Raw genomic sequence first — 25,207 nt, forward strand, 5'->3', positions numbered from 1 at the left:
GGCAATCGTGAACCAGTTAACAACGGGTATTCCCGTTCCCCGTATTACCTTTAATGAATTCGTTGCTATGGGTGTTGAGGCTATATTTAGAGCCGATGTTCCGGTGATTATCACGGATTTACCGCTGGATGTCAGCCATAGCGCAAATGACCTTATTGCACAGCGGTTAGGTGATGATAATGTCACCTTGTTCCGGGAGGCCAGCAATAAGGAAAATACCGAGCGTTGGAAAACCATGAAAATACAGCTGCGTGGTTTTTTGGGGAATGAGGAATATCAGAAAGACCATAATACGTGGTATCGCGTGGTTTCCAATATTATGCACCGACCGGAAGATATTAATGCCATCCTCGGATTCGACGCATTTTCGTTGTTGGCTTCTCGGCGCGGTTTGAATGCGGCTAATTTGTGGATCAGTTATCATGGTGTTTTCACACAGAGCCACTTTGATGAGCTGGAGAATTTCAATATTTCTCTACAGGGAAGAAAAAGATTCGTTCTTTTTCCGCCTGGTCGCCGCGATTACTACCCGCGCTCAATTCTCAAGGGGTTTGGCGATAAGTCCCAGGTTTTTGATTTCAATAATATTGACCCTCAACGTTTTCCCCGTTTGGCGGCGAAAAGCTCACAAAAGCGTGATTTCATTTTAGAACCCGGCGAGATGCTTTATTTGCCGCTGGGATGGTGGCACCAGGCCGAATCGTTAGACGATCTAAACATCAACGTAAATTTTTGGCTGTGGGATCTAAAAATCCTGCGCCGGCCCTATGTCTTGTATTCCGCACTCTACACCGCCGCCTATCGCAAGTTCAAAGGCATCTACAACTATCAACCCGAACCTACCAAGAAGGAAGGTACTCGATGACCAGCCGTAAGAGAATTGTCCCAACTAACCAGTTTCGCAACAATGACAAAGCTATCGGTATTGGTAACCCTTTCTGGGATATGTCAGAGAACAATGGGCTCGCGGGGATCATCGCCGGGCTCGACAATGACCTTCTGTCGACCCAAAGTGGCCATCAGTTTATTAACTTTAGCTGTTGTTCTTACCTGAATCTGGACTCCCACCCGAAGGTCATCGAGGGGGCTATCGATGCTATTCGTCGTTATGGCGTGCTGGATCACTGTATCGCGCGTAGCCGAGTCCAGCTTCCTGTCTTGAAGGCGTTGGAAGAATCCCTGGGTGAGTTGTTCAAGGCCGATGTTCTCAGCGGTGTCTCAGCGAGCAGCATCAGCGGTGGTTTACTCCCTTTGATTGCGTCAGGGCATTTGGGTAACGGTGTGCGGCCTTTAATGATCTTCGATAAGCATGCTCATGTGTCGTTAGCGGCGGCTAAACCTGCCTGTGCCGATGAAACCGAGGTTGTCACCTGCAATTACCATGATCTCGACTTTATCAAGGACTGCTGCAAGAAATACGAACGGGTCTGCTACGTGGTTGACGGCAGCGATAGCCTGGGGGGATATGCGCCGGTCAAAGCGCTGGCCGAGCTGCAAGATAAATATGGCCTGATGGTGTTTTACGATGATTCCCACTCTATCTCGGCCTATGGTGAGCGCGGAATTGGCTATGTTCGTTCGCACAGCCCGGCGCTGAATGAGAACACCATTATGGTGGTCACGCTCAACAAAGCTTTTGGCACCAGCGGTGCGGCCATACTGCTCAACGGTTATTCCCAGAAGATGCTACGCCTGGTTGAACGTTTTGGCGGTGGGCTCAACTATTCACAAAATCTCAATACGGCAGCGATCGGTGCCAGCCTGGCCTCGGCAGACATTCACCGAACGGCTGAATTGCCAATGTTGCAGAAGAAACTGTACGACAACATTGCGCTTTTTGACTCACTGATACCGACAGAGCAAAGCGGTAATACTTACCCGATCCGTTTGGTGCCGATGAGTGATGAGACGGTGATCAGCGAAGGGCGTCGCGTAATAGAGGCCGGTTTTTACGTCTCACCGGTATTTTTCCCTATTGTCGCTAAAGGCACCGCGGGTTTGCGGGTCATGATGCGTGCCGGGCAAACAGAAGATCAAATTCGCCGTTTGTGCAAGATTCTGGCTGATGTGAGGGCACCTCAATGACGGATACCGCACGCGCTATTCCCCGCAGCATTCTGTACACGCCGGCCTTATCACTTAACCGTGTCGTTAAGGCGCTGTCTTATGATGCCGATGTTCATTTGATCGATTTGGAGGATTCCGTTCCCGGCCCAGCCAAAGCCGAAGGACGGGTGATCTGCCGTACCGCCCTCGATAATGCCCCCGCATCTGCAAATATTGCCGTGCGCATCAACGCACTGGGTACGATTGATGCGTTGCATGACATGGTCATGCTTTGCAGCGGCAGCACGACACCGGGTTTTATCGTCATGTCCATGGTCAGGTCGCCTGCCGAAGTCATTTTTCTACGTGAGACGTTCGCTTCCGCGGGCAAGTACCCAGAAATTTATCTGACCATAGAGACCGTAGAAGCCATTACCGATCTTGATAACGTGGCCTCGGTGGCTGACGGATTGATTTTTGGTTCAGCAGATTTGGCCGCCACCCTTGGCGTTCAGATTACCTGGTCCGGGATGTTGGCGGCTCGCCAGGCGATGGTGTTGGCGAGCGCCAGACATGGCATTGGTTGTATTGATACCGCCAATTATCGTCTTTCTGAACCCCAGGTATTGGCTCAGGAAATTCAAAGCGCCAAAGATCTGGGTTTCCACGGCAAAGCCACCGTGCATCCTAGCGAACTTGAGTTGATCAATACTGCGCTGCGGCCTAATGAAGAAGCGTTATTGATCGCACGTCGTATCACCGATGCCGTCCAGGCAGCCGAAGGGGGAATTGCCCTGCTGGATGGACACATGGTGGGGCCACCTTTTGCCCGTATGGCCCGGACAACGCTGGGATTAGGCAAGGCGTGGGCTGCGCGTTTCGACAGGAGCAACCCATGACGCTTTCCGTTGCCGTTATCGGGACCGGCGCCATCGGCATGGATCTGGTCAATAAGATTCACCGTTCACCCTTGCTTACTTGCCAACTGCTCGCAGGGCGTAACAAGGATTCAGCCGGTCTTGACATTGCGGCCCGCTTGGGCTGCCCGACCAGCGCTGGCGGCATTGACGCCATTTTGGCCGCGCCAAAACCCTTCGATGTGGTGTTCGACGCGACTAACGCGATGTCACATGTAAAACATTGGGAACTGTTACGCCCGCTAGGCACGTTACTGATCGACTTAACACCCAGCCATGTAGGGAAAATGATCGTACCGACAGTGACGGGAACAGACGCACTGACCGATCGCAATGTCAGCTTAATCAGCTGTGGTGGGCAGGCATCGATACCTATCTTGCATGCGCTGAGCCAGCACTTCGTCATGAACGATATTGAAGTGGTTGCGACGGTTGCCAGTGACATTCTCGGGCGAGCAACCCGAATCAACATCGATGAGTATGTGGAAACAACGCAGATTGCACTCAGCGCCTTCACCGGCGTGGCAAACACCAAGGCAATCCTCAACATCAGCCCAGCGGCACCGCCTGCCATGTTCAGAGTCACGATTTTTGCCGATATCCCGGGCGCGACAACGGAACAGATCACGCCTGTCGTCACCGCTGCGGCTGCGGCGGTGCGTGAATTCTCCGTGGGCTATACGTTGACAGCGTGCAAGGTCACCGAAGGGCGCGTGTCGATTTCTCTGGAGGTGGTCGCCAGTAGCCGTGTGATGCCCGAATACGCAGGGAATCTGGATCTGATCAATTCAGCCGCCATTTTGGTTGCAGAACAGTACGCCGCTTATCGAAACAAAACGGAGGGTGCAAATGGCTATCCTAATTAACGATTCAACCCTGCGCGATGGACAGCATGCGGTCAAACACCAACTCACGGCGGATCAGCTGCGAGACTACGCGACCGCGGTCAATAAAACGGGTGTTTCGATTGTCGAGGTTGGCCACGGTAATGGGCTTGGCGCTTCTTCCTATCAGGTGGGGCGTGCCGCATTGAGTGATGATGCGATGCTGGCTATCGTGCGTGAGTCATTGACGAACACCAGGATGGGGGTGTTTATGCTGCCCGGTTGGGGAACCATCGCTGACTTGTCAAAAGCCCTTACCCTTGGCACAGACGTGGTCCGCATCGGCACCCATTGTACGGAAGCGACTCTTGCCGAACGCCATGTGGGATGGTTGCGTGAGCAAGGGGCGGAGGCACACGCAGTGTTGATGATGAGTCACATGGCAACGCCTGAGGAACTGGCTGCGCAGGCCGAGCAGTTAGTGAGGTACGGCGCTCAGGCTGTCGGCATCATGGATTCGGCTGGCAGTCTTTTGCCACAGGATGTGACTGCGCGCATCACGGCGATGCGAATGCAGGTCGATGTGCCGCTGATTTTCCACGGGCACAACAATTTGGGGATGGCGGTGGCTAACTCGGTGGCTGCTGCACAAGCTGGCGCCACCCTTATTGATGGTTGCGCACGGGGATTCGGCGCTGGAGCGGGGAATACCCAACTTGAAGTTTTGGTGCCGGTGTTAGAGCGTCTGGCGTTTAAAACAGGCATAGATCTTTATCGCTTCCTTGATGCTGCCGAACTGGCTGCCCGCGAGTTAATGGTGACCCCGCCGATGATCGACTCCCTGGGCATCGTCAGCGGCCTGGCGGGCGTGTTCTCGGGGTTCAAAAACCCGGTCATCAACCATGCAGGTAGCGCAGGGGTCGATCCGCGAGATGTTTTCTTCGAACTGGGGAAACGCCAAGCCGTTGCCGGACAAGAAGACCTTATCGTTGAGGTGGTGGCCGAATTGAAGCGGGTGGCCATGTGACGATGCAAATCATCAACGAAGACGACATGTCTGGAAATACCCCACTTCGGCATGTGATGGCCAACCTGAGCGAGGTCTTCCAGGATTTACGCGGCGGGAAAGCGCAATCGCCGTCGCGAACGTTATTGAACCATGGCCCCTCCGAAATGTTAATCAGCCCCGCGGGCTGGATTAAACGCGGTGTTGCCAGTGTCAAGATAACCACGCTGACGCCCGGCAATTCCATGCAGGGGCTTCCGCTCATTCACGGCGTGGTGGTGCTGACGGACATCAATACCGGTCAGATGCTGGCGTTACTCGACGGCGCCGCCTTAACCGCCGTGAGAACCAGCGCGGTTGCAGGTTTGGCAACCCAGTTGTGTGCGCCTGCGCGGGCCGCTGATCTGGCCATTTTGGGGGCAGGTGTGCAGGCTCGGGCAACCCTGCTGGCGATGCTTGCCGTGCGTCCGATTACCCGAGTGCGGATTTATTCCCGCACAAAGGCCAGAACCGAGGCGTTCGCACAGTGGGCCAGAACGGTAACGACGGCGGAGGTTGTCATCTGTCAGACCTTGTTCGACACAGTGCAGGGCGCCGAGATTATCTGCACGACCACGTCCACGTCTTCTTGCGAGCCGTTGATTGCCGCCGATTGGGTCGCGCCAGGCGCTCATCTGAATATTATCGGTGGTACCCACGAAGAGGCGATGGAAGTGGATCCCGCGTTGCTGAAAACGGCGTTGGTGGTGGTGGAAACCGCCTCTGCCGCGCAGGAGGACGCGGGGGAAGTGCGCACAGCGCTCACGCAAAGGTATATCCAACCGGAGCAGCTTCATGAACTTGGCGCGCTGATTCTTGGCGAGGTTGCGGCTAATAAAGGGCAGACCACGCTATTTCGCAGTGTGGGGCTGGCTATTGAAGACACGGCGGCGGCGATCGCGCTTTACGAATCCAGGGAGAAAACGGCATGTTAAAACGGATTGGCGACAATGAATATGTGGAAGAACAGGGTGGCGATTACGAGGATTTCGATCCTGGCATGACGATCAAACATTGGCCTGGCCGTACTCTCAGCGAGGCTGATAACACCTGGTTGACCCTACTGACGATGAACCAGCACCCCTTGCATTTCGATCAGGTTTACAGCGCCCAGGCCGAATATGGCCGCGTTCTGGTGAACAGCAGCATTACGTTGGCTCTGGTCAGCGGTATGACGGTACAGGCATTGTCTGCCCGGGCAGTCGCCAACCTCGGGTGGGATAAAGTACGGTTAAAAGATCCGCTTTTTGTCGGCGACACACTCTATGCAACCAGCAAAATCCTGGCGAAACGTCCCTCAAAGTCTCAGCCCAATAACGGCATCATCACGGTGGAAACGCGGGGGATCAAATCAACAGGCGAAACGGTGATCACCTTCGAAAGGTCTTTCATGGTACGGCGTCGGGAGGCTATTCAACCGTCATCGGGACGGGACTAAAAAAGGATTTTCATGTGCATGATTCACTGATGAAACCCCGCCGATAAGCCGTGCGGGGGCAATTTGCTCAGCGGATAAACAGAAAGCCCTCGCAGGGATGAAAGCCGTCTCCCCAAGGTTAAAAACTGCGAGGCAACTCTCGTTTATAGTCATTCGGAGCGAGGGGGGATGTACTATTGTTTTCTGGTTGCAGCACGCTACACACCGCTTCCGGTCGTGGGCGCAGCGGAGAGAACAGATGAACAAACGGGAATTAGAAAGCGCGATTGTCACCGACTTTTCCAAACGCATGAGTTACGGCGACTACCTGTGCCTGGACCAACTGCTGGACTGTCAGCACCCGCTGTCCAACCCGCAGCATCATGATGAGATGCTCTTTGTGGTGCAGCACCAGACCTCTGAACTGTGGATGAAATTGATGCTGCACGAGCTGCAAGCGGCACGAACTTTGGTGCAGCAGGACAAGCTCAGCCATTGCTTCAAGATCCTGGCGCGGGTTAAGCAGATCCAGCGTCTGTTGTTTGAGCAGTGGGCGGTGTTGGAAACCCTGACGCCGTCGGAATACGTTGAGTTCCGCGATGTGCTGGGCAACTCTTCCGGTTTCCAGTCTCACCAATACCGGTCCATCGAGTTTTTACTGGGCAATAAGAATGCGGCAATGCTGGCAGTGTTCAGTAACGACGCGGAAAAACACGCTGCGCTGAAGGCGATCCTCGAGGCGCCAAGCCTGTACGATGAATATTTGCTCTATCTGTCACGTCATGGCCTGCCTATTCCGCAAGCGTGTATCGAACGTGACTGGACACAACCTTATCAACGCAATCCAAATCTGCTGCCTGCGTTTAAAGAGATCTATGACAATCCGCAAAAGTATTGGGAAGCCTATGAAATGGCGGAGAAGCTGGTAGATATAGAAGAAAGCTTCCACCTGTGGCGTTTCCGACATATGAAGACGGTGGAACGTATCATCGGTTTCAAAATGGGCACCGGCGGCTCAAGCGGCGTCAGCTTCCTGAAAAAGGCGTTGGAATTGACTTTCTTCCCTGAGTTACTGGATGTGCGCACCGAAATTGGCGCGTAGGTTGAGCTCAACAGGGTGTCAGGAGCGGGTAATGACGTTAAGAATTGAAGATAAACGGGCAGAAAAAGTGGCTGGCGTGCGGGTCGTTGGGCCTTACCCGGAAACCGTTCCCCAGGGCGTCAAACAGCTGGTGGCCTGGCAACGGCAACATGGGGGCCCGATAGGCAAATGGCTGGTGTTGTATTGGGACGATCCGTCGATGGTCGCGCCTGAACAACTGCGGGCCGACGTGGTGTTTACCGTGCCGGATGACTTTGTGCTACCAACGCCGATTCATGACGGATTCGCACTGCAAACGCTGCCTGCCGGGTTATACGGGATCTATCACGTGCAGATCACCGATGGCGATTTTGGCAAAGCCTGGGCAGATTTCTATCAGCGAGAACTGCCGGCCAGTGGCTACAAGCCCACCGCAGGCGTGTGTTACGAGCATTACCTCAACGACTGTGAGGCCGATGGCTATTGTGATCTTGATATTTATCAGACGGTGCAGAAAATGTAGGGCCTAACCCCGGTGTACTGGGGTTAAATCAGGATATCACCCACGTTTAACTGGGCGATGGTATTACAGAGCCAGGCCAGCGCAGGATCTCGCTTGGCCTGCCGGCCCGCGATCAAATCGATAGAAAATTCAGCCACTGCCAGTTCCGAGGGCAGTGGCAAGAAACAGACCTTTTCAGGATCGGAAAAGCGTCTGGCGACGCTGCACGCAAGGGTGGCGATCAGATCGCTGCCGGCGACGACCGCAGGCAACGCGATAATATGAGAGAACGTCGCTGCAACCCGCCGCTCCAACCCCATGTCAGCCAGCCGCCGGTCTATGATCCCACGTGCAGATCCGTCATCCGACGGCGCGTAAAGTGCGTGGGGTAAGGTGAGGTACTCTCGCAAGCCCCAGTGCCCGGCGGCCAACTGCGGGTGCTGTTGGTTGGCAATACAGACGAAGCTCTCGTTAAACAACGGTTGCACCAGCATGCCTTCCTCCGCGTTGAGATGCCCACCCAGGGCTACGTCTATTTCTCCGCGCTCAAGTTGCTGCACTATCGTGCGGCGATCCAGCCGCGAAACGCGAATATCAATGCCGGGGGCGTCCTGGCGCAGTCGGCTTATGATGAGCGGCAACAGCGTGATATCGGCATAGTCGCCGGCGGCTAACCTAAAGCGGCGCTGGTTTGCCGTGGCGGGATCGAAGTGGGTCGGCGGCGTCAACGCATGACGTATTTGTTCCAGTACGGGGCGTATTTGCGGCATCAACTGGTGGGCACGTGCGGTTGGCATCATGCTGCCGCCACTGCGGACGAATAGCGGGTCGCCAAACAGGGTCCGCAGCCGGGTCAGGGCATTGCTGACGGAAGGCTGGGCGCGGTTCAGCGTGCGGCCTGCCGCGGTGACATTACGCGTTTGGTACAACGCTTCAAACACCACCAGAAGATTGAGATCGACGCTTGATAAATTCATTTTATGAATACTCTATATACCGATAATCCATTTCCAGAATCATACCGCGTTGTTTAGGCTGAGAGCACGCTGATTCAATAACAACATAAGGTGTGATGATGGAGAGGGTATTGGTGACCGGCATTGAGCCGTTTGATGGGGATCTGATTAATCCGTCATGGCAGGTTGCACAGGCTTTGGCGGGGGAACGGATCGCCGGTGCTGAGGTGGTCGTCTGCCAATTGGCGTGCGTGTTGGGGCTGTCCAATCAGCAGTTGATGTCGGCTATCGACAGGGTGCGCCCAAAGGCGGTGATCTGTCTTGGGCTGGCCGGCGGACGAGCCGAAATATCCGTTGAGCGGGTAGCCGTCAACCTGATCGACGCCCGTATTCCTGATAATGCCGGCAACCAACCCATAGATATACCCATAGTGGACGGCGGGCCGGTGGGCTATTTCTCCACGCTGCCGGTAAAAGCGATCGTGCATCATCTGCGCCAACGGGGGATTCCGGCAGGGGTGTCACAGACAGCGGGTACCTATAACTGCAATCAGCTCTTTTATGGTTTGAGTCACCACATCGCTCAGCAGAATCTGGCAATAAAAGGAGGGTTTATCCACATCCCTTATAGCCATGAGCTGGCGGTGAATCACCCCGGCAAACCGAGTATGGCATTAGCGACCATGATCGAGGCGGTGCGCAGTATTGTGCATACCACATTGACCGTCGGAGAGGACTTATCGATGACTGGCGGTGCAGTGCATTAAGGCAATATGAGGGCGCAGCCTAAGACTGCGCCCTGTCTGAGGTTAGTCCTCGCCTACGCGGATCACTAACTTGCCGAAGTTCTTGCCTTGTAACAGACCGATAAATGCCTGTGGTGCATTCTCAAGTCCGTCAACCAGGTCTTCGCGGAATTTGATTTTCCCTTGCTCAATCCACTCGCTCATTTGCCGCAGGAATTCGTCAAAACCTTCTGCAAAGTCATCAAAAATAATAAAACCTTGCATGCGGATGCGCTTACGCAAAATCAGCCCTTGCAACATCGGCAGGCGATCGGGCCCGGCAGGCAAGTTGGTTGCGTTATAGTGGGCGATAATGCCGCAGACAGGAATACGTGCCTGGGTGTTCAGCAGCGGAATCACGGCATCGAACACGGCGCCACCGACGTTCTCATAGTAAATATCGATGCCCTGTGGGCAAGCGGCGGCCAACTGTGCAGCAAAGTCAGGTGCCCGGTGATCGATACAGGCATCGAAGCCCAGCTCTTCCACGACATACCGACATTTCTCTTTACCGCCAGCGACGCCGACGACGCGGCACCCTTTCAGTTTTGCGACTTGCCCGACCACCGATCCCACGGCGCCGCTGGCCGCTGCGACCACCAGGGTTTCACCGGGTTTCGGTTGGCCAATCTCTGTCAACCCCATATAAGCCGTAAAGCCAGGCATGCCCAATACGCCTAGCAGACGTGTCGGGTGAGCTAGGTGGGGGCCGAGGTTGCGCAAGTCGCTGCCGTCGGACAGCGCGTAATCCTGCCAACCGTCATAGCCTAATACCCAGTCGCCGGGTTTGAAGTCGGGGTGTTGTGACGTGACAACGCGTGATACCGTGCCGCCGACCATGGCTTCACCGATCTGCACGGGGGGAGCATAAGAGGGGGCATCGCTCATGCGACCGCGCATATAGGGATCAAGTGACAGATAAACGGTGCGTAACAGTACCTGGCCCGCAGCGGGCTGCGGCGTGGGGACGGTTTCCAGACGGAAATTGTCAGCGGTAGGTTCACCGTGTGGGCGTGAGGCCAACAAAAAACGGCGGTTTTGGTGCATAGACTGAGACATCAGAAGCTCCTTATGCGGACAGGGAACCTAAGTCTAGCCAATCATCATGAAGGGCGAATAGCCTAATGTGCTCAGCGTTAAAGAGGGATGATCAGTACGTCTATGTGGCTGGTATTGATAAAGCGCGCCGCAGAACAAGAGACTTTGTTCATCATGCTGTCACTGTGATTGCCGCATACCACCAGATCAAACGCCTGTTGTCGACTGGCGTAGTTCAGGCTGTCACCCAACTCACCGTGTACGATTAACGTATCGGCAATCGGATAATCGGCCCGCAGGCGCAATTCCTCCATAAACAGCAGCGTTTCTTCCTCCATCAATGCACGCAAATCCCCCAGCATCGGCCCTGCGAAGTTATTGTAGATTTCTGGATTGGCGATCATGCTAAGCAGGGTGATTTTACCGTTGTAGGGCCGCACGATAGAGACGGCTTTTTCAACCAGGCGGTGGCTGTCTGCCGCCACCGCGACGGTAACCAAAACGTTTTGATATCCCATCTTCCACTCCTGTTTCCTGTTCTTAGGGCAAAGGGTAGAGCCTGGTGACGTTAATAAATGTGTTTTGTATCACGCGCGTCAATAAATCCCGGGTTATTGCCGTTATTTAGCAATAAAAGATAAAGGGCACGCGTGAGTAATTAAGGGCAATTATAGCACTTGCGCCCACAGCGTTTTTGGCACCTTACCCAAATCGAACAGTTTACCCGCAACCAGCTCGGCGCGACGGTGATCCGCAGCACGATACATATTGCTGATTTCAATATCATTATCAATAGAATAGTTAAGCTTATCGTACACTTTTTCTACGCTGTCCAAGCTGGTGCATTTACGGAATGTCATCAGGTAATCCAGGGTATCAGTCATGATTAAAATATAGCCTGTTAATAGTTGTAGCCGGACGAAGAAACATCACCCTGTCATCATGACAGCAGCAAAAATGTGATGTGCGACCTGAAAAATTAATTTCAAATAAATAAATTGCAATACGGTAATAATTGGCTGTGCGCAGGCGATCCTGCCTCAGAATAATAATATGCCTGTGCGCTATCGGCAATGCCATCCTGCTGATCAAACTGCTAAATAAGGAAAGTCTCAGGCACATGAATCCGGATCGCAGGGCTGGATGGCGCTGCCAGCACCTACCTGCAGCGTCGTCGGCTAAGGGCTTGAGGGCGACGGCGCGGGTTTATGTGGGCGCCGGAGCCTTGTCTTGGTCCGCTGGGTACATTCGGCTTGTCGGAAGATCCGCTCTTTCAGCAATGGCAGGTGGCGAATAAATTTCCACAATGAATATGATACTCAACCCTACCTGGGGATGAGCGTATGCTCTGCTGTCCGTGATGTGAAATCCGTGAGGTATAATGAAACCAGTACATAAAATAAAACGAAACTATGTTTTATTTTATAAGGGCGGTGAATCAAGCAGGGCGGTTTTAATTGGAATGTCGGTATTTGATGAGATTTAACTATTTTTAAGCAGTAACGATAAATTATTAAAGTTTTAATTAACCCTGTCGATAAATCGTTGTGGGATACTTCAGTCAAAAATCTTCAAGAACCTGCCGTTTTTACTCAGTTTGTCCAGAAACATATCGTTACGTCTGTTTTCTTGTTCACAACGTAGGTGAGACCTTGTTAACCGAACGTGAGCATTCGTTGAAAATTAAAACAGCGAATACGGCAAAGTTTAAGTCAAATCCGAAACCTAATAACCTTATAGTTTACATGCGTTATTTTTCAATGCGGATAGTTTATTGTTTATTAAACGGTTATTTATACTGTCTTTATCGCCTACGAACAGATTTTTGTTCTGTTATTTTAGTTTGGTAATGCTTTTGTTCGAATTGATCTAAAAAAGATATTTTTTTGGCTTATATACATTGTTTTTAAGACGTTTTTTTACTTATGGTTGTTTTTTGAGCAAAAACAAGGTTAAAAAACGTACTGACTACGTGATATTTGGCTTAAATATTTTTTATTTTTGTGATCTAGATCACATTGTATTTAAAATTGCCGCTTACTTACATTGTGTGTGCTAATGGTTCGGGGGTAGAGTTGCGCTGCATTAGGAATAATCTTATTAATTTTGTAAAAATAGTTTCACGGTGGCTAAACACTGCTGAAGCAAAATGCTGTACATCCATACACGTTGGTTTACGCACGTATCAAATACTGAATGATGGTCCGAATTTAGTGATGTGGAAAAATTTATAACGACTGTTATTCAGAGATTCATTTGCCAACTTCGGGAACAAACCCAGGTCACGGGCGATAAAAATTATCACCCAGCGTATGTTTTTAAACATAGTCTGTCGGGATGGGGAATATGGGTACGTCTGAATTACTTAAGCATATTTATGACATCAACCTGTCATATTTACTTTTAGCACAGCGTCTGATTAATGATGAAAAAGCCTCGGCGATGTTCCGTCTGGGTATTGATGAAACTATGGCTGACGCGCTTGCTCAACTCACGTTACCGCAAATGGTCAAACTGGCTGAGACTAACCAGTTGGTCTGTCACTTCCGTTTTAACGATCACAATACGATTGAACGCCTGACGAAAGAGTCACGCGTGGACGATCTGCAGCAAATCCATACGGGCATTTTGCTATCAAGCCATTTACTGCAAGAACTATCGAGTAAAGACGGTAGTGTAACGAAGAAAAGAGCTTGATGATGGCAGAGAAAAGTATCGTTCAGGAAGCCAAGGACATTCAGCTTGCTATGGAGCTGATTACGCTGGGCGCCCGCTTGCAGATGCTGGAAAGTGAAACACAGCTCAGCCGCGGGCGTTTGATCAAGCTCTATAAAGAATTGCGCGGCAGCCCGCCGCCAAAAGGTATGTTGCCGTTCTCGACTGACTGGTTTATGACCTGGGAACAGAACATCCATTCATCGATGTTTTATAACGCTTATAGCTTCTTGATGAAGAGTGGGCACTGTACCGGCGTCGAGGCTGTGATTAAAGCCTACCGTCTTTACCTGGAACAGTGTCCTTATCAACCGGGTGAGGCGCCGTTGTTGGCACTGACCCGTGCCTGGACATTGGTACGTTTCGTCGACAGTGGCATGCTGCAGCTTTCCGCATGTAACTGCTGTGGCGGTACTTTTATTACTCATGCACACCAGCCGTTGAACAGTTTTGTTTGCAGTTTATGCCAACCCCCATCCCGCGCAGTAAAAAGACGTAAACTTTCGCCGCAACTGGCCGATATTATTCCTCAACTGCTGGACGAGCAGGTTAAACGCGCGATTTGAGCCGGCGACAGCGCCGGTTTATCCAGACCTATACCCTCAATGGTTCAGGTTGCAGTCAACACCACTGCAACCTGAAGATGACGGGCATAAACAGAGTTGTTAAACACCGGGTTCGGCAGAACGAACCCATAGGCGCAGCCCAGCCGGCTGCGCCGATACGGCTCAACAGCGCGCTTATCCCACCTTCCATCCACATTGTTAATTTAAGGAATGCGTGTGTTAGTTATTTTGGGTTATCTCGTGGTATTGGGTGCGGTCTTTGGGGGCTACCTGATTGTGGGGGGGCATCTGGGTGCACTTTATCAGCCGGCAGAGTTCTTGATCATCGGCGGTGCGGGCATCGGCGCTTTTATCGTGGGCAACAACGGTAAGGCGATAAAGTCTACCCTGCGCGCCATTCCCAAACTGATGCGTCGTTCGAAATACAGCAAAGATTTGTACATGGATCTGATGGCGCTGCTGTACCGGCTATTGGCCAAATCCCGCCAGCAGGGCATGTTGTCCCTCGAGTTTGATATTGATAATCCGCAGGAAAGTGAAATTTTCTCTAATTATCCGCGCATTCTTGCCGATAACACCCTCGTAGAGTTTATTACCGATTACTTACGGCTGATGGTGAGCGGCAACATGAATGCGTTTGAGATCGAAGCGTTGATGGACGAAGAGATCGAAACCTTTGAGCAGGAAAGCGAGGTGCCGGCAGGCAGCCTGGCGATGGTCGGCGACTCATTGCCGGCCTTTGGTATTGTTGCGGCGGTCATGGGGGTGGTGCACGCACTCGCCTCAGCCGATCGTCCGGCAGCGGAACTGGGCGCGTTGATCGCCAACGCGATGGTCGGTACCTTCCTCGGTATTTTGCTGGCTTACGGCTTTATCTCTCCGTTGGCGACGTTGCTGCGACAAAAAAGTGCCGAAAACGTGAAAATGATGCAATGCATCAAGGTCACGTTGTTGTCTAGCCTGAATGGTTACGCCCCGCAGATCGCGGTCGAATTCGGCCGTAAAACGTTGTACACCACTGAACGCCCGTCCTTCGTTGAACTGGAAGAACATGTGCGTCGGGTGAAAGCGCCGGCACAGCAGGCGACGGAAGAAGAACAGGCATGAAGCAGAATCACCCGGTTGTTTTGGTCAGAAAGCGCAAGTCGCATCATGCCAGCCATCACGGCGGCTCATGGAAAATTGCCTATGCCGACTTTATGACGGCGATGATGGCATTTTTCCTGGTGATGTGGCTGCTGGCAATCGCCAGCCCGCAAGAGCTGACACAAATCGCCGAATACTTCCGCACACCGCTGAAAGTGGCGTTGACCGCGGGCGATAAGAGCAGTTCGGAAAGCAGCCCGATCCCTGGCGGTGGGGATGACCCTACCCAACAGGACGGGTTGGTGAAAAAGCAAATTGACACCTTGGAAAAGCGTGACGAAGAACTGCGACTGAACAAACTGCGTGAAAAGCTTGATGAGCTGATTGAATCCGATCCGCGCTTGAAGGCGCTGCGCCCGCATCTACTGATCAACATGATGGATGAAGGGCTACGCATTCAGATCATTGATAGCCAGAACCGCCCGATGTTCAAAACCGGCAGTGCGCAAGTGGAAAGCTACATGCGCGATATTCTGCGTGCCATTGCGCCTATCCTGAACGATTTGCCGAATAAAATCAGTTTGTCTGGCCATACCGATGACATTCCGTATGCCACGGGTGAACGGGGTTACAGCAACTGGGAATTGTCAGCCGATCGGGCCAATGCGTCACGGCGTGAGCTGATCGCCGGTGGGCTTTCGGAAGGCAAGGTGCTGCGCGTCGTGGGTATGGCCGCCACCATGAGCCTCAAGCAACACGGCGCAGACGATGCGATTAACCGCCGAATCACCGTGTTGGTGTTGAACAAGCAAACTCAGCAAGGCATCGAACACGAAAATGGCGAAAGCACGGCGATGGACATTGCCCAACCGGTCGAGCTGAAATCATTGGCGCCGTCGGCAACGGCCCCGGCAACCCTCATTGTTCCGGAAGCACCGGCGGCTCTCCCTTCACCAACTAACAGCGACTCACAGCAGAGGTGACCCCGTGAGCATGGATATTAGTGCGTTTTATCAGACTTTTTTTGATGAAGCAGACGAGTTGCTGGCCGACATGGAGCAACATCTGCTGGAGCTCGATCCCTTGGCTCCGGACATTGAGCCGCTGAATGCCATTTTCCGTGCGGCACATTCGATCAAGGGCGGCGCAGCCACCTTTGGTTTCTCGGTGCTGCAGGAAACGACTCACCTGCTGGAGAACTTGCTGGACGGTGCGCGGCGTCAGGAAATGAGCCTGAGTACCGAAATTATCAACCTGTTTCTGGAAACCAAAGACATTATGCAGGAGCAACTGGACGCCTACAAAACGTCGCAAAAGCCGGATGCCGACAGCTTTGAATATATTTGCCAGGCACTGCGGCAGCTTGCATTAGACGCACAGCAGCAGGATGCTCCCGCTGCACAACCTGTCACAGAACATGCCGTTGCTGCGCCTGAGGCGATCGAAGGCGGGATGCGCGTTTGCTTGTGCGGCCTGAAGCCGAACGAAGTCCCGCTGATGCTCGAAGAGCTGGGGAATCTGGGCGAGGTGAAGAACCCGCACCAAACAGACAACAGCCTGGAAGTCACGTTACTGACTTCCGCCAGTGAAGACGACATCAGTGCGGTGCTGTGTTTTGTGCTGGAACCGGAGCAAATCAGCTTCTCCACGCCGCCGCAGGCCGAACCGTCGCCCGTTGTCTCGCCGCAGCCGGAGCCTGTCGTCGCAGCAGCCCCGCCAGTGCCTGCCGCCAAACCGGCCCCGGCGATGGCTGATGCGCCTAAATCGCGCGCCAAGGCCAGCGAATCGACCAGTATCCGCGTCGCGGTAGAAAAAGTGGATCAGTTGATCAACCTGGTGGGCGAACTGGTGATCACCCAGTCCATGCTGGCGCAGCGTTCTGGCAGCCTGGACCCGGTGAATCACGGCGATCTGCTGAACAGCATGAGCCAGTTGGAGCGCAATGCGCGCGATCTGCAAGAGTCGGTAATGTCGATCCGCATGATGCCGATGGAGTACGTGTTTAGCCGTTTCCCTCGCTTGGTTCGCGATTTGGCCAGCAAGCTGAACAAGCAGGTAGAGCTGCAATTGCAGGGCAGTTCTACCGAACTGGACAAAAGCCTGATCGAACGCATTATCGATCCGTTAACGCACCTGGTTCGCAACAGTTTGGATCACGGTATTGAAGACCCGGAAACGCGTGTTGCGGCGGGTAAGTCGGCAGTGGGTAATTTGATCCTGTCGGCAGAACATCAGGGCGGCAATATCTGCATTGAAGTCACTGATGACGGCGCGGGCCTGAATCGTGAGAAAATTCTCGCCAAAGCGACATCGCAAGGTATTGCGGTCAGCGACAGCATGAGCGATGAAGACGTCGGTATGCTGATCTTCGCGCCAGGCTTCTCCACCGCTGAACAAGTGACTGACGTGTCCGGTCGTGGTGTCGGCATGGACGTGGTTAAGCGAAATATTCAGGAAATGGGTGGCCATGTAGAAATCCACTCTCAGGCAGGCAAGGGCACGGCTATCCGTATTTTGCTGCCGCTGACGCTGGCTATCCTCGATGGGATGTCGGTCAAGGTAAACAATGAAGTGTTCATTCTGCCTCTCAATGCCGTGATGGAATCACTGCAGCCACAGGCCGAAGATCTGCATCCGTTGGCCGGCGGAGAGCGGGTGTTGCAGGTACGTGGCGAATACCTGCCGTTGGTAGAACTCTTCCGGGTGTTTGAGGTTGAGGGCGCCAAAACCGACGCGACCCAAGGCATTGTCGTTATTCTGCAAAGCGCTGGCCGTCGCTATGCGCTGTTGGTGGATCAACTGATCGGCCAGCACCAGGTCGTGGTCAAGAATCTGGAAAGCAACTATCGCAAAGTGCCGGGGATTTCCGCCGCCACTATTCTCGGTGACGGCAGTGTGGCGTTGATCGTCGATGTCTCGGCGTTGCAAACGCTGAACCGCGAACAGCGTCAGACGGACGCAGCTGCATAATAATTAATCTATTGATTTAAAGGTGAATGACATGGCAGGACTGGCAACCGTCAGCAAACTGGCTGGCGAAACGGTAGGGCAAGAGTTCCTGATTTTTACCTTGGGCAATGAGGAATATGGCATTGATATCCTCAAGGTGCAGGAAATCCGCGGTTACGATCAGGTTACGCGTATTGCCAATACGCCGGCGTTTATCAAAGGCGTGACCAATTTGCGTGGCGTGATTGTGCCGATTATCGATCTGCGCGTGAAGTTTGCTCAGCAGGACGTGTCCTATGATGAAAACACCGTCGTGATCGTACTGAACTTTGGTCAGCGCGTGGTGGGCATTGTGGTTGACGGTGTGTCTGACGTGCTGTCGTTAACGACCGAACAGATCCGCCCAGCTCCTGAGTTCGCCGTTACGCTGGCTACCGAATACCTGACTGGCCTGGGCTCATTGGGCGATCGTATGCTGATTCTGGTGGATATCGAAAAGCTGCTGAGCAGCGAAGAGATGTCCTTGGTCGACAGCGTCGCGAAAAGCGCCTGACTCGCGGATGATTATACCCGTAGGGGCGCCGCATGCTGCGCCCTGAATTTCGACGCTCGATAATGGTTCCACATACAAACGTTGCATACCACGCTCTGAACCCTACCAAAAATAGTTACCCCCCTGCATAAAGTTATTCCTTTCCGCGCCGATAACTCTGTCAATCAACGTAATCAGGGCCTGTCCGCGCGGGCGTTCAACAAGGGAAAACATGTTTAATCGTATGAAGGTGGTCACCAGCCTGTTACTGGTGCTGGTGTTATTTGGCGCCTTGCAGCTGGTTTCAGGCGGGCTATTTTTCTCCTCACTGAAGAATGATAAAGAAAACTTCACCGTATTGCAGACCATTCGTCAGCAACAGTCAGAGCTGAACGAAAGTTGGGTCAACCTGCTGCAGGCCCGTAACACCCTGAACCGTGCCGGTATCCGCCACATGATGGATACCAATAACATTGGCAGCGGTGCCACCGTTGCCGAGTTACTGGCACGGGCCAAGAGTAACCTGGTCGTCGCGGAGCAACACTATGCCGCCTATGACAAAATTCCTCTCAACGCCCGCCAGGACGCGCAAGCAGCCGAAAAACTCAAGCAGCAATACGGCATTTTGCACGGTGCACTCACCGAACTGACCGTATTGCTGGGTGAGGGCAAGATCAACGCCTTCTTTGACCAGCCGACGCAAAGCTATCAGGACGCCTTTGAGGATATCTACAACACCTATCTGGCTCAAAACGACAAGCTTTACCAGAGCGCAGTGGAAGACAGCAATAACTCCTTCAGTTTCGCCATCTGGACATTGGTGGTTGTGCTGGCGGTCGTGTTGGCGGTCATTGTGCTGGTGTGGAGCGGTATTCACCACATTCTGGTACGCCCGCTGAACCGCATGATCGAACACATCAAGATGATCGCCGCCGGCGATTTGACCCAGCAGATCGCCGTGACCAGCCGCAATGAAATGGGCGTGTTGGCCGCCAGCCTCAAGCACATGCAAAGCGAACTGATCGAGACCGTCAGCGGTGTACGCCAGGGGGCCGACGCTATTTATAGTGGCGCATCCGAAATTGCCGCCGGCAACAACGATCTCTCTTCACGCACCGAACAGCAGGCCGCCTCACTGGAAGAAACCGCTGCCAGCATGGAGCAGTTGACCGCGACGGTGAAACAGAACGCCGAGAACGCCCGTCAGGCCAGCCAACTGGCATTGAGCGCGTCCGAAACCGCGCAGAAAGGCGGAAAAGTGGTCGCCAATGTGGTGCAGACCATGCATGACATCGCCGGTAGTTCGCAGAAAATCGCTGATATTACAGGCGTGATCGACGGCATTGCCTTCCAAACCAACATTCTGGCATTGAACGCCGCGGTAGAAGCGGCACGTGCCGGTGAGCAGGGCCGTGGTTTTGCGGTCGTGGCTGGCGAAGTGCGCAATCTGGCGCAGCGCAGCGCACAGGCGGCGAAGGAAATCAAAGGCCTGATTGAAGACTCTGTCAACCGTGTTGATATGGGATCGGTACTGGTGGAAAGCGCCGGTGAAACCATGGGCGACATCGTGAATGCGGTCACTCGTGTTACCGACATCATGGGTGAGATTGCATCGGCATCCGATGAACAAAGCCGTGGTATCGATCAGGTGGGCCAGGCCGTGGCTGAAATGGATCGCGTCACACAACAGAACGCCTCGTTGGTGGAAGAGTCCGCCTCGGCAGCCGCGGCACTGGAAGAACAGGCCAGCATGTTGACGCAGTCAGTGGCGGTATTCCGCCTTAAAGCGGCAGGCCAGGACGAGTTCAAAATGCCCGTCACGAGCAAGGCAGCAGTAGCACCGGTACTCAATCATAAAAAAATGAACGCCAGCGATCCGCAGGATAACTGGGAAACGTTCTAACCGGCATTTGGGCCTCCTTCCGTCTCTGGGGGAGGCCTATTCCCCGTCGTAAGCTGGCCATCGGCCGGCTGCAAGGAGGTTCACAGTGTTTAACCGAATCCGCGTCTCTACCAGTCTGTTTCTGTTGTTGATGACTTTTTGTGTTATGCAGTTGGCCACCAGCGGCTTGTCGTATACCGCTTTCCGTTCCGATAACCATAATCTAAACCTGATCACCCTCGGTAGCCAGCAGCGCGACGCCCTTAGCTTAAGCTGGGTGTCGTTACTGCAGGCGCGCAACACGCTGAACCGCGCCGGTACCCGTTCAGCGCTCAAGTTGCCGCAAGATCAGGTGAATTCACTGATGGGCAATGCGCGCAGTTCGTTGCAGAAAGCAGACCTCTATTTTAACCAGTTCCTGGCGGTGCCGCGTAATAGCGAACAGGAACAACAACTGACAGAAACCACCAAGGCAAGCTATGACCGGCTGCGCAGCGCGCTGCGGGAGCTGATCACCTTCCTGGAGAACGATAATCTGCAGGCGTTTATGGATCAGCCGACGCAGAAAACCCAGGATCTGTTTGAAGCTGACTTTGTTCAGTATCTGCAGCTGGTGAACGCGAATGTCAGCGAAGCCAATGCGTCGAATCAACGCTCGTTCACCCTGTCGGGCTGGTTTGTGGCGGGTGCCGTGCTGATGTTGGTCGTGGTTACCGGCAGCGCCATGTGGTGGTTACGTAACATGCTGGTGCAGCCGCTGAATATTATGCGCAGCCATTTTGATCGCATTGCCGCCGGTGACTTGGCCACGCCGATCCAGGTGTATGGGCGTAATGAGATCAGCCAATTATTCGCCAGCCTGCAACGGATGCAACAATCGCTGATTGGCACTGTGGGCGCGGTGCGTGACGGTGCCGAGTCGATCCTGATTGGCTTGCAGGAAATCTCTGAGGGGAACAACGATCTCTCTTCACGCACTGAACAGCAAGCCGCTTCGCTGGAAGAAACCGCTGCCAGCATGGAGCAGCTGACCGCCACGGTGAAACAAAACGCCGATAACGCACGTCAGGCCTCACAGTTGGCACGGGATGCGTCAACGACCGCAGCCAAGGGCGGTGAACTGGCGGGCGATGTGGTGACCACGATGCATGACATCGCCAACAGTTCTCAGAAGATTGGCGCCATTACCAGCGTTATCGACGGCATTGCCTTCCAGACCAATATTCTGGCGTTGAATGCAGCGGTCGAGGCAGCACGTGCCGGTGAGCAGGGCCGTGGTTTTGCCGTGGTCGCCGGAGAAGTGCGCAACCTGGCGCAGCGTAGTGCACAGGCGGCGAAAGAAATTAAAGGCCTGATCGACGAGTCAGTCAGCCGCGTCAAGCAAGGCTCAGTACTGGTGGAAAATTCCGGTGCGACCATGCAGGACATCGTGCGTTCGGTCACCCGGGTTACTGACATCATGGGCGAGATCGCTTCCGCGTCAGACGAACAAAGCCGCGGCATCGAACAGGTGACTCAGGCGGTGACCCAGATGGATCAGGTAACTCAACAGAACGCCGCGTTGGTGGAGGAAGCGGCTTCAGCGGCGACTGCACTGGAAGATCAGGCAATAACTCTGGCTGACGCAGTATCGGTATTCCGCTTGGCGGACGATAACTTCGCTGCCCCTGTTAACGCGAAAGACGCCGTTTCACCCGTGGTAAAGGAAGCCTCAGATTGTCAAACCGCATAAGCAGCCCGTTTTTTCTAAGTGAGATGGTATGAAACCGGCACCGTCGATTCCTCATCGTGACCCTGCGACATTACTGACGCAGATGGTGCAACGTTTGCCGTTGCTGGACGTGCATTTTCGGCGTATCAGCCAGCTGATTTATCAGCGTGCCGGCATTGTGTTGGCGGAGCACAAACGAGAGATGGTTTACAACCGTTTGGTGCGTCGCCTGCGTTTATTGGGCCTGAATGACTTTGGCGACTATCTGGCATTGCTGGAAAGCGATCCAAACAGTGCCGAATGGCAGGCATTTATCAATGCGTTGACCACCAACCTGACGGCCTTTTTCCGCGAAGCGCACCACTTCCCCATTCTGGCGGAGCATGCGCGTCAGCGGCCAAACGGTTATAGCGTGTGGAGTACTGCGGCATCGACGGGGGAAGAGCCCTATTCGATTGCGATCACCCTGAGTGATGTGCTGGGGCAACGTGCCACTGGCTGCCAGGTATGGGCCAGTGACATTGATACCCAGGTATTGGAAAAGGCCGAAGCGGGGGTATATCGACAGGAAGATTTGCGCACCCTGACGCCGACGCAGATGCAGCGTTACTTTTTGCGCGGCACCGGCCCGCATCAGGGGCTGGTACGGGTACGACCTGAACTGGCGGGGCGCGTGAACTTCCAGTCACTCAACCTGTTGGCCCCCGAGTGGGCGCTGCCGGGCCAGTTTGACGCTATTTTCTGCCGCAACGTGATGATCTATTTCGATAAGGCGACACAAGAGCGCATTCTGCGCCGCTTTGTACCCTTGCTTAAACCGGGGGGCCTGATGTTTGCCGGTCACTCCGAGAACTTTAGCCAGATCAGCCGGGATTTCTACTTGCGTGGGCAGACCGTGTATGGCCTGACCAAGGAGAGGTAATGAATAAAATCAGAGTATTGTGCGTAGACGATTCGGCACTTATGCGGCAGTTGATGACCGAGATTGTCAACGGTCATTCCGACATGGAGATGGTAGCCAGTGCTCCCGATCCACTGGTTGCTCGCGATCTGATCAAAAAGTTTAATCCACAGGTGCTGACGTTGGACGTCGAAATGCCGCGTATGGATGGGCTCGATTTCCTTGAAAAACTGATGCGGCTGCGCCCGATGCCGGTGGTGATGGTGTCATCGTTGACCGGTAAAGGTTCGGAAATTACCTTGCGGGCGCTGGAGCTGGGGGCGGTTGATTTCGTGACGAAACCGCAGCTGGGTATTCGCGAAGGCATGCTGGCGTACAGCGAACTGATTGCTGAAAAAATCCGCACAGCGGCCAAGGCGCGGTTACCACAGCGCTCTAACAGCCCGGCACCGGCGATCCTCAGCCATGCCCCCTTGCTCAGCAGCGAAAAGTTAATCGCCATTGGGGCTTCTACCGGGGGAACGGAAGCCATCCGTCAGGTACTGCAACCGCTGCCGGCGACCAGCCCTGCGTTGCTGATCACTCAGCATATGCCACCGGGCTTTACCCGTTCATTTGCCGAACGGTTGAACAAGCTTTGTCAGATCACGGTGAAAGAAGCCGAAGACGGCGAACGCGTGCTGCCGGGTCATGCTTATATCGCGCCGGGTGACCGGCATATGGAGCTATCGCGCAGCGGGGCCAACTACCAGGTGAAGCTGCACGACGGCCCGGCGGTGAATCGCCATCGGCCATCGGTGGACGTGCTATTCCGCTCGGTGGCGCAGTATGCAGGGCGCAATGCGGTGGGGGTGATCCTGACCGGTATGGGTAATGACGGTGCGGCAGGGATGCTGGAAATGCACCGTGCCGGTGCCTATACGCTGGCACAGAACGAAGCCAGTTGCGTGGTCTTCGGAATGCCGCGTGAGGCAATTGCCTCGGGCGGGGTTAATGAAGTGGTGGAACTGGATCGCATGAGTCAGCGCATGCTGGCGCAAATTGCCGGTGGCCAAGCGCTGCGTATTTGATTTTATGCCCTTATTGATAGGGCTATCGCTAATGGCTGCCGTGAGGTGGCTATTGTTTGGAATAATTTAAAAGGTTAGGAATAAAAATGGCAGACAAGAGCCTCAAGTTTCTGGTGGTGGATGACTTTTCCACTATGCGTCGTATCGTCAGAAACTTGTTGAAGGAGTTAGGATTCAACAATGTAGAAGAAGCCGAAGACGGTGCGGATGCGCTGAACAAACTGCGTGCCGGCGATTTCGATTTTGTGGTTTCCGACTGGAACATGCCCAACATGGACGGTCTGGAATTACTGCAAACTATTCGTGCTGACGGTGCGTTGGCGAGTATGCCGGTGCTGATGGTGACGGCAGAAGCCAAAAAAGAAAACATTATCGCGGCGGCTCAGGCTGGCGCCAGCGGTTACGTGGTGAAACCTTTTACGGCGGCAACGCTGGAAGAAAAGCTCAATAAGATCTTTGAAAAACTGGGCATGTAAGGAGAGGGCGATGAGAGACATTCCAATGCCTGCCAGCGATGCGGCAACCGCGGGGGAGATAATCTCCCGCATTGGCCAACTGACACGCATGTTGCGTGACAGCATGCGCGAACTGGGGCTCGATCAGGCGATCGCCCAGGCGGCAGAGGCAATCCCGGATGCACGCGATCGTCTTGATTACGTGGTCACCATGACGGCGCAGGCGGCGGAACGGGCGTTGAACTGCGTTGAGGCGGCTCAGCCGCGTCAGGCGGAGCTGGAGTCAGAGGCTAAAGCCTTAAAGGGCCGCTGGGACGACTGGTTTGCCGATCCCATTGAGTTGGACGACGCACGCGAGTTGGTGACCGACACCCGTCAGTACCTGGAACAGGTGCCAGAGCATACGGCGTTCACTAACGCCCAGTTGCTGGAAATCATGATGGCGCAGGATTTCCAGGATCTGACCGGTCAGGTGATCAAACGCATGATGGACGTGGTGCAGGAGATTGAAAAGCAGCTGTTGATGGTGCTGATGGAAAATATTCCAGAACAGCCGGCGAAAGAGAAAAAGCCGAACGATAGCCTGCTCAATGGCCCGCAGCTCGACCAAAACGGTGCCGGCGTCATTGCCAACCAGGCGCAAGTCGACGATCTGCTCGATAGCCTCGGTTTCTAATGCGCTCAGGGACGCGGCCTGGCTGCGTCCCTGATGTTTTCAGCGACAGGATA

Annotated in this window: 26 protein-coding genes; 22 read left to right on the forward strand and 4 right to left on the reverse strand. The window is 53.9% G+C overall.

The window, feature by feature from the left end:
• Positions 1-7 precede the first annotated feature (7 nt).
• The 9 genes from ACI2J2_RS02415 to sbmC all read left to right on the forward strand — a co-directional run bounded on the left by ACI2J2_RS02415 (position 8) and on the right by sbmC (position 7,853).
• On the forward strand, positions 8-865 hold the full coding sequence (locus tag ACI2J2_RS02415) for a cupin-like domain-containing protein (protein ID WP_265553928.1): 858 nt from the start codon (positions 8-10) through the stop codon (positions 863-865).
• On the forward strand, positions 862-2,085 hold the full coding sequence (locus ACI2J2_RS02420) for an aminotransferase class I/II-fold pyridoxal phosphate-dependent enzyme (protein ID WP_209635631.1): 1,224 nt from the start codon (positions 862-864) through the stop codon (positions 2,083-2,085). Before ACI2J2_RS02415 ends, ACI2J2_RS02420 begins: the two co-directional genes overlap by 4 nt.
• Positions 2,082-2,945 carry a CoA ester lyase gene (locus tag ACI2J2_RS02425; protein ID WP_209635629.1) on the forward strand — a complete coding sequence of 288 codons (864 nt, stop codon included), beginning with the start codon at positions 2,082-2,084 and terminating at the stop codon, positions 2,943-2,945. Before ACI2J2_RS02420 ends, ACI2J2_RS02425 begins: the two co-directional genes overlap by 4 nt.
• Complete coding sequence (locus ACI2J2_RS02430; RefSeq protein WP_265553926.1) at positions 2,942-3,829, forward strand: acetylating acetaldehyde dehydrogenase; 888 nt, start codon at positions 2,942-2,944, stop codon at positions 3,827-3,829. The genes ACI2J2_RS02425 and ACI2J2_RS02430 overlap by 4 nt, the downstream gene beginning before the upstream one ends.
• Positions 3,813-4,814 carry a 4-hydroxy-2-oxovalerate aldolase gene (dmpG, locus tag ACI2J2_RS02435; RefSeq protein WP_209635625.1) on the forward strand — a complete coding sequence of 334 codons (1,002 nt, stop codon included), beginning with the start codon at positions 3,813-3,815 and terminating at the stop codon, positions 4,812-4,814. Before ACI2J2_RS02430 ends, dmpG begins: the two co-directional genes overlap by 17 nt.
• A 2-nt stretch (positions 4,815-4,816) precedes the next feature.
• Positions 4,817-5,767: an ornithine cyclodeaminase family protein gene (locus ACI2J2_RS02440; RefSeq protein WP_404760267.1), complete on the forward strand. Its 951-nt coding sequence runs from the start codon at positions 4,817-4,819 to the stop codon at positions 5,765-5,767.
• Entirely contained in the window at positions 5,761-6,270 is a 510-nt protein-coding gene (locus ACI2J2_RS02445; protein WP_404759348.1) for a MaoC family dehydratase, read from the forward strand. Before ACI2J2_RS02440 ends, ACI2J2_RS02445 begins: the two co-directional genes overlap by 7 nt.
• A gap of 238 nt (positions 6,271-6,508) precedes the next feature.
• Positions 6,509-7,351: a tryptophan 2,3-dioxygenase gene (gene kynA / locus ACI2J2_RS02450; protein WP_209635619.1), complete on the forward strand. Its 843-nt coding sequence runs from the start codon at positions 6,509-6,511 to the stop codon at positions 7,349-7,351.
• Positions 7,352-7,382: 31 nt separating this feature from the next.
• A complete protein-coding gene (sbmC, locus tag ACI2J2_RS02455) occupies positions 7,383-7,853 on the forward strand; it encodes a DNA gyrase inhibitor SbmC (RefSeq protein WP_404759349.1) in 471 nt (156 codons plus the stop codon).
• Positions 7,854-7,876: 23 nt separating this feature from the next.
• Here the strand turns inward: sbmC and ACI2J2_RS02460 are convergent, their stop codons facing one another.
• Positions 7,877-8,809, reverse strand: coding sequence for a LysR family transcriptional regulator (locus ACI2J2_RS02460; protein ID WP_209635615.1), 933 nt, complete (start codon positions 8,807-8,809; stop codon positions 7,877-7,879).
• A 98-nt stretch (positions 8,810-8,907) separates the two neighbouring features.
• On the opposite strand from ACI2J2_RS02460, the gene pcp reads away from it, so the two are divergent.
• On the forward strand, positions 8,908-9,555 hold the full coding sequence (gene pcp / locus ACI2J2_RS02465) for a pyroglutamyl-peptidase I (protein ID WP_209635613.1): 648 nt from the start codon (positions 8,908-8,910) through the stop codon (positions 9,553-9,555).
• 42 nt (positions 9,556-9,597) lie between these two features.
• Here the strand turns inward: pcp and ACI2J2_RS02470 are convergent, their stop codons facing one another.
• From ACI2J2_RS02470 to ydgT, 3 genes are all read right to left on the reverse strand, one after another.
• The gene (locus tag ACI2J2_RS02470; RefSeq protein ID WP_209635611.1) at positions 9,598-10,632 is read right to left on the reverse strand and encodes an NADP-dependent oxidoreductase; all 1,035 of its coding nucleotides are present in this window, start codon (positions 10,630-10,632) and stop codon (positions 9,598-9,600) included.
• Between the two features lie 77 nt (positions 10,633-10,709).
• Positions 10,710-11,129 (reverse strand): universal stress protein UspC, encoded by a 420-nt coding sequence (uspC, locus tag ACI2J2_RS02475; protein WP_404759350.1) that lies wholly within the window; start codon positions 11,127-11,129, stop codon positions 10,710-10,712.
• Positions 11,130-11,279: 150 nt separating this feature from the next.
• Positions 11,280-11,495 (reverse strand): transcription modulator YdgT, encoded by a 216-nt coding sequence (gene ydgT / locus ACI2J2_RS02480; RefSeq protein ID WP_012145712.1) that lies wholly within the window; start codon positions 11,493-11,495, stop codon positions 11,280-11,282.
• 1,462 nt (positions 11,496-12,957) lie between these two features.
• Here ydgT and flhD point away from each other — a divergent pair.
• From flhD to cheZ, 12 genes are all read left to right on the forward strand, one after another.
• Positions 12,958-13,308, forward strand: a complete 351-nt coding sequence (gene flhD / locus ACI2J2_RS02485; protein ID WP_209635607.1) for a flagellar transcriptional regulator FlhD — start codon at positions 12,958-12,960, stop codon at positions 13,306-13,308.
• Positions 13,308-13,892, forward strand: coding sequence for a flagellar transcriptional regulator FlhC (gene flhC, locus ACI2J2_RS02490; RefSeq protein WP_209635605.1), 585 nt, complete (start codon positions 13,308-13,310; stop codon positions 13,890-13,892). The genes flhD and flhC overlap by 1 nt, the downstream gene beginning before the upstream one ends.
• A gap of 216 nt (positions 13,893-14,108) precedes the next feature.
• Positions 14,109-14,999 carry a flagellar motor stator protein MotA gene (motA, locus tag ACI2J2_RS02495; protein WP_037418923.1) on the forward strand — a complete coding sequence of 297 codons (891 nt, stop codon included), beginning with the start codon at positions 14,109-14,111 and terminating at the stop codon, positions 14,997-14,999.
• Positions 14,996-15,961 carry a flagellar motor protein MotB gene (motB, locus tag ACI2J2_RS02500; RefSeq protein WP_209635603.1) on the forward strand — a complete coding sequence of 322 codons (966 nt, stop codon included), beginning with the start codon at positions 14,996-14,998 and terminating at the stop codon, positions 15,959-15,961. The genes motA and motB overlap by 4 nt, the downstream gene beginning before the upstream one ends.
• A 4-nt stretch (positions 15,962-15,965) precedes the next feature.
• On the forward strand, positions 15,966-17,948 hold the full coding sequence (gene cheA / locus ACI2J2_RS02505) for a chemotaxis protein CheA (RefSeq protein WP_404759351.1): 1,983 nt from the start codon (positions 15,966-15,968) through the stop codon (positions 17,946-17,948).
• A gap of 31 nt (positions 17,949-17,979) precedes the next feature.
• Positions 17,980-18,480 carry a chemotaxis protein CheW gene (gene cheW, locus ACI2J2_RS02510; RefSeq protein ID WP_012145706.1) on the forward strand — a complete coding sequence of 167 codons (501 nt, stop codon included), beginning with the start codon at positions 17,980-17,982 and terminating at the stop codon, positions 18,478-18,480.
• A 211-nt stretch (positions 18,481-18,691) separates the two neighbouring features.
• Positions 18,692-20,362 (forward strand): methyl-accepting chemotaxis protein, encoded by a 1,671-nt coding sequence (locus tag ACI2J2_RS02515; RefSeq protein WP_209635599.1) that lies wholly within the window; start codon positions 18,692-18,694, stop codon positions 20,360-20,362.
• 85 nt (positions 20,363-20,447) lie between these two features.
• On the forward strand, positions 20,448-22,073 hold the full coding sequence (locus ACI2J2_RS02520) for a methyl-accepting chemotaxis protein (RefSeq protein WP_209635597.1): 1,626 nt from the start codon (positions 20,448-20,450) through the stop codon (positions 22,071-22,073).
• 28 nt (positions 22,074-22,101) lie between these two features.
• The gene (cheR, locus tag ACI2J2_RS02525) at positions 22,102-22,974 is read left to right on the forward strand and encodes a protein-glutamate O-methyltransferase CheR (protein ID WP_037418939.1); all 873 of its coding nucleotides are present in this window, start codon (positions 22,102-22,104) and stop codon (positions 22,972-22,974) included.
• On the forward strand, positions 22,974-24,023 hold the full coding sequence (locus ACI2J2_RS02530) for a chemotaxis response regulator protein-glutamate methylesterase (RefSeq protein WP_209635595.1): 1,050 nt from the start codon (positions 22,974-22,976) through the stop codon (positions 24,021-24,023). The genes cheR and ACI2J2_RS02530 overlap by 1 nt, the downstream gene beginning before the upstream one ends.
• A gap of 86 nt (positions 24,024-24,109) precedes the next feature.
• Complete coding sequence (gene cheY / locus ACI2J2_RS02535; RefSeq protein ID WP_012145701.1) at positions 24,110-24,499, forward strand: chemotaxis response regulator CheY; 390 nt, start codon at positions 24,110-24,112, stop codon at positions 24,497-24,499.
• 10 nt (positions 24,500-24,509) lie between these two features.
• The gene (gene cheZ, locus ACI2J2_RS02540; protein ID WP_037418947.1) at positions 24,510-25,154 is read left to right on the forward strand and encodes a protein phosphatase CheZ; all 645 of its coding nucleotides are present in this window, start codon (positions 24,510-24,512) and stop codon (positions 25,152-25,154) included.
• The last annotated feature ends 53 nt before the right edge of the window (positions 25,155-25,207 follow it).

Source organism: Serratia sp. NPDC087055 (genome assembly GCF_044900985.1).
GTDB lineage: Bacteria > Pseudomonadota > Gammaproteobacteria > Enterobacterales > Enterobacteriaceae > Serratia.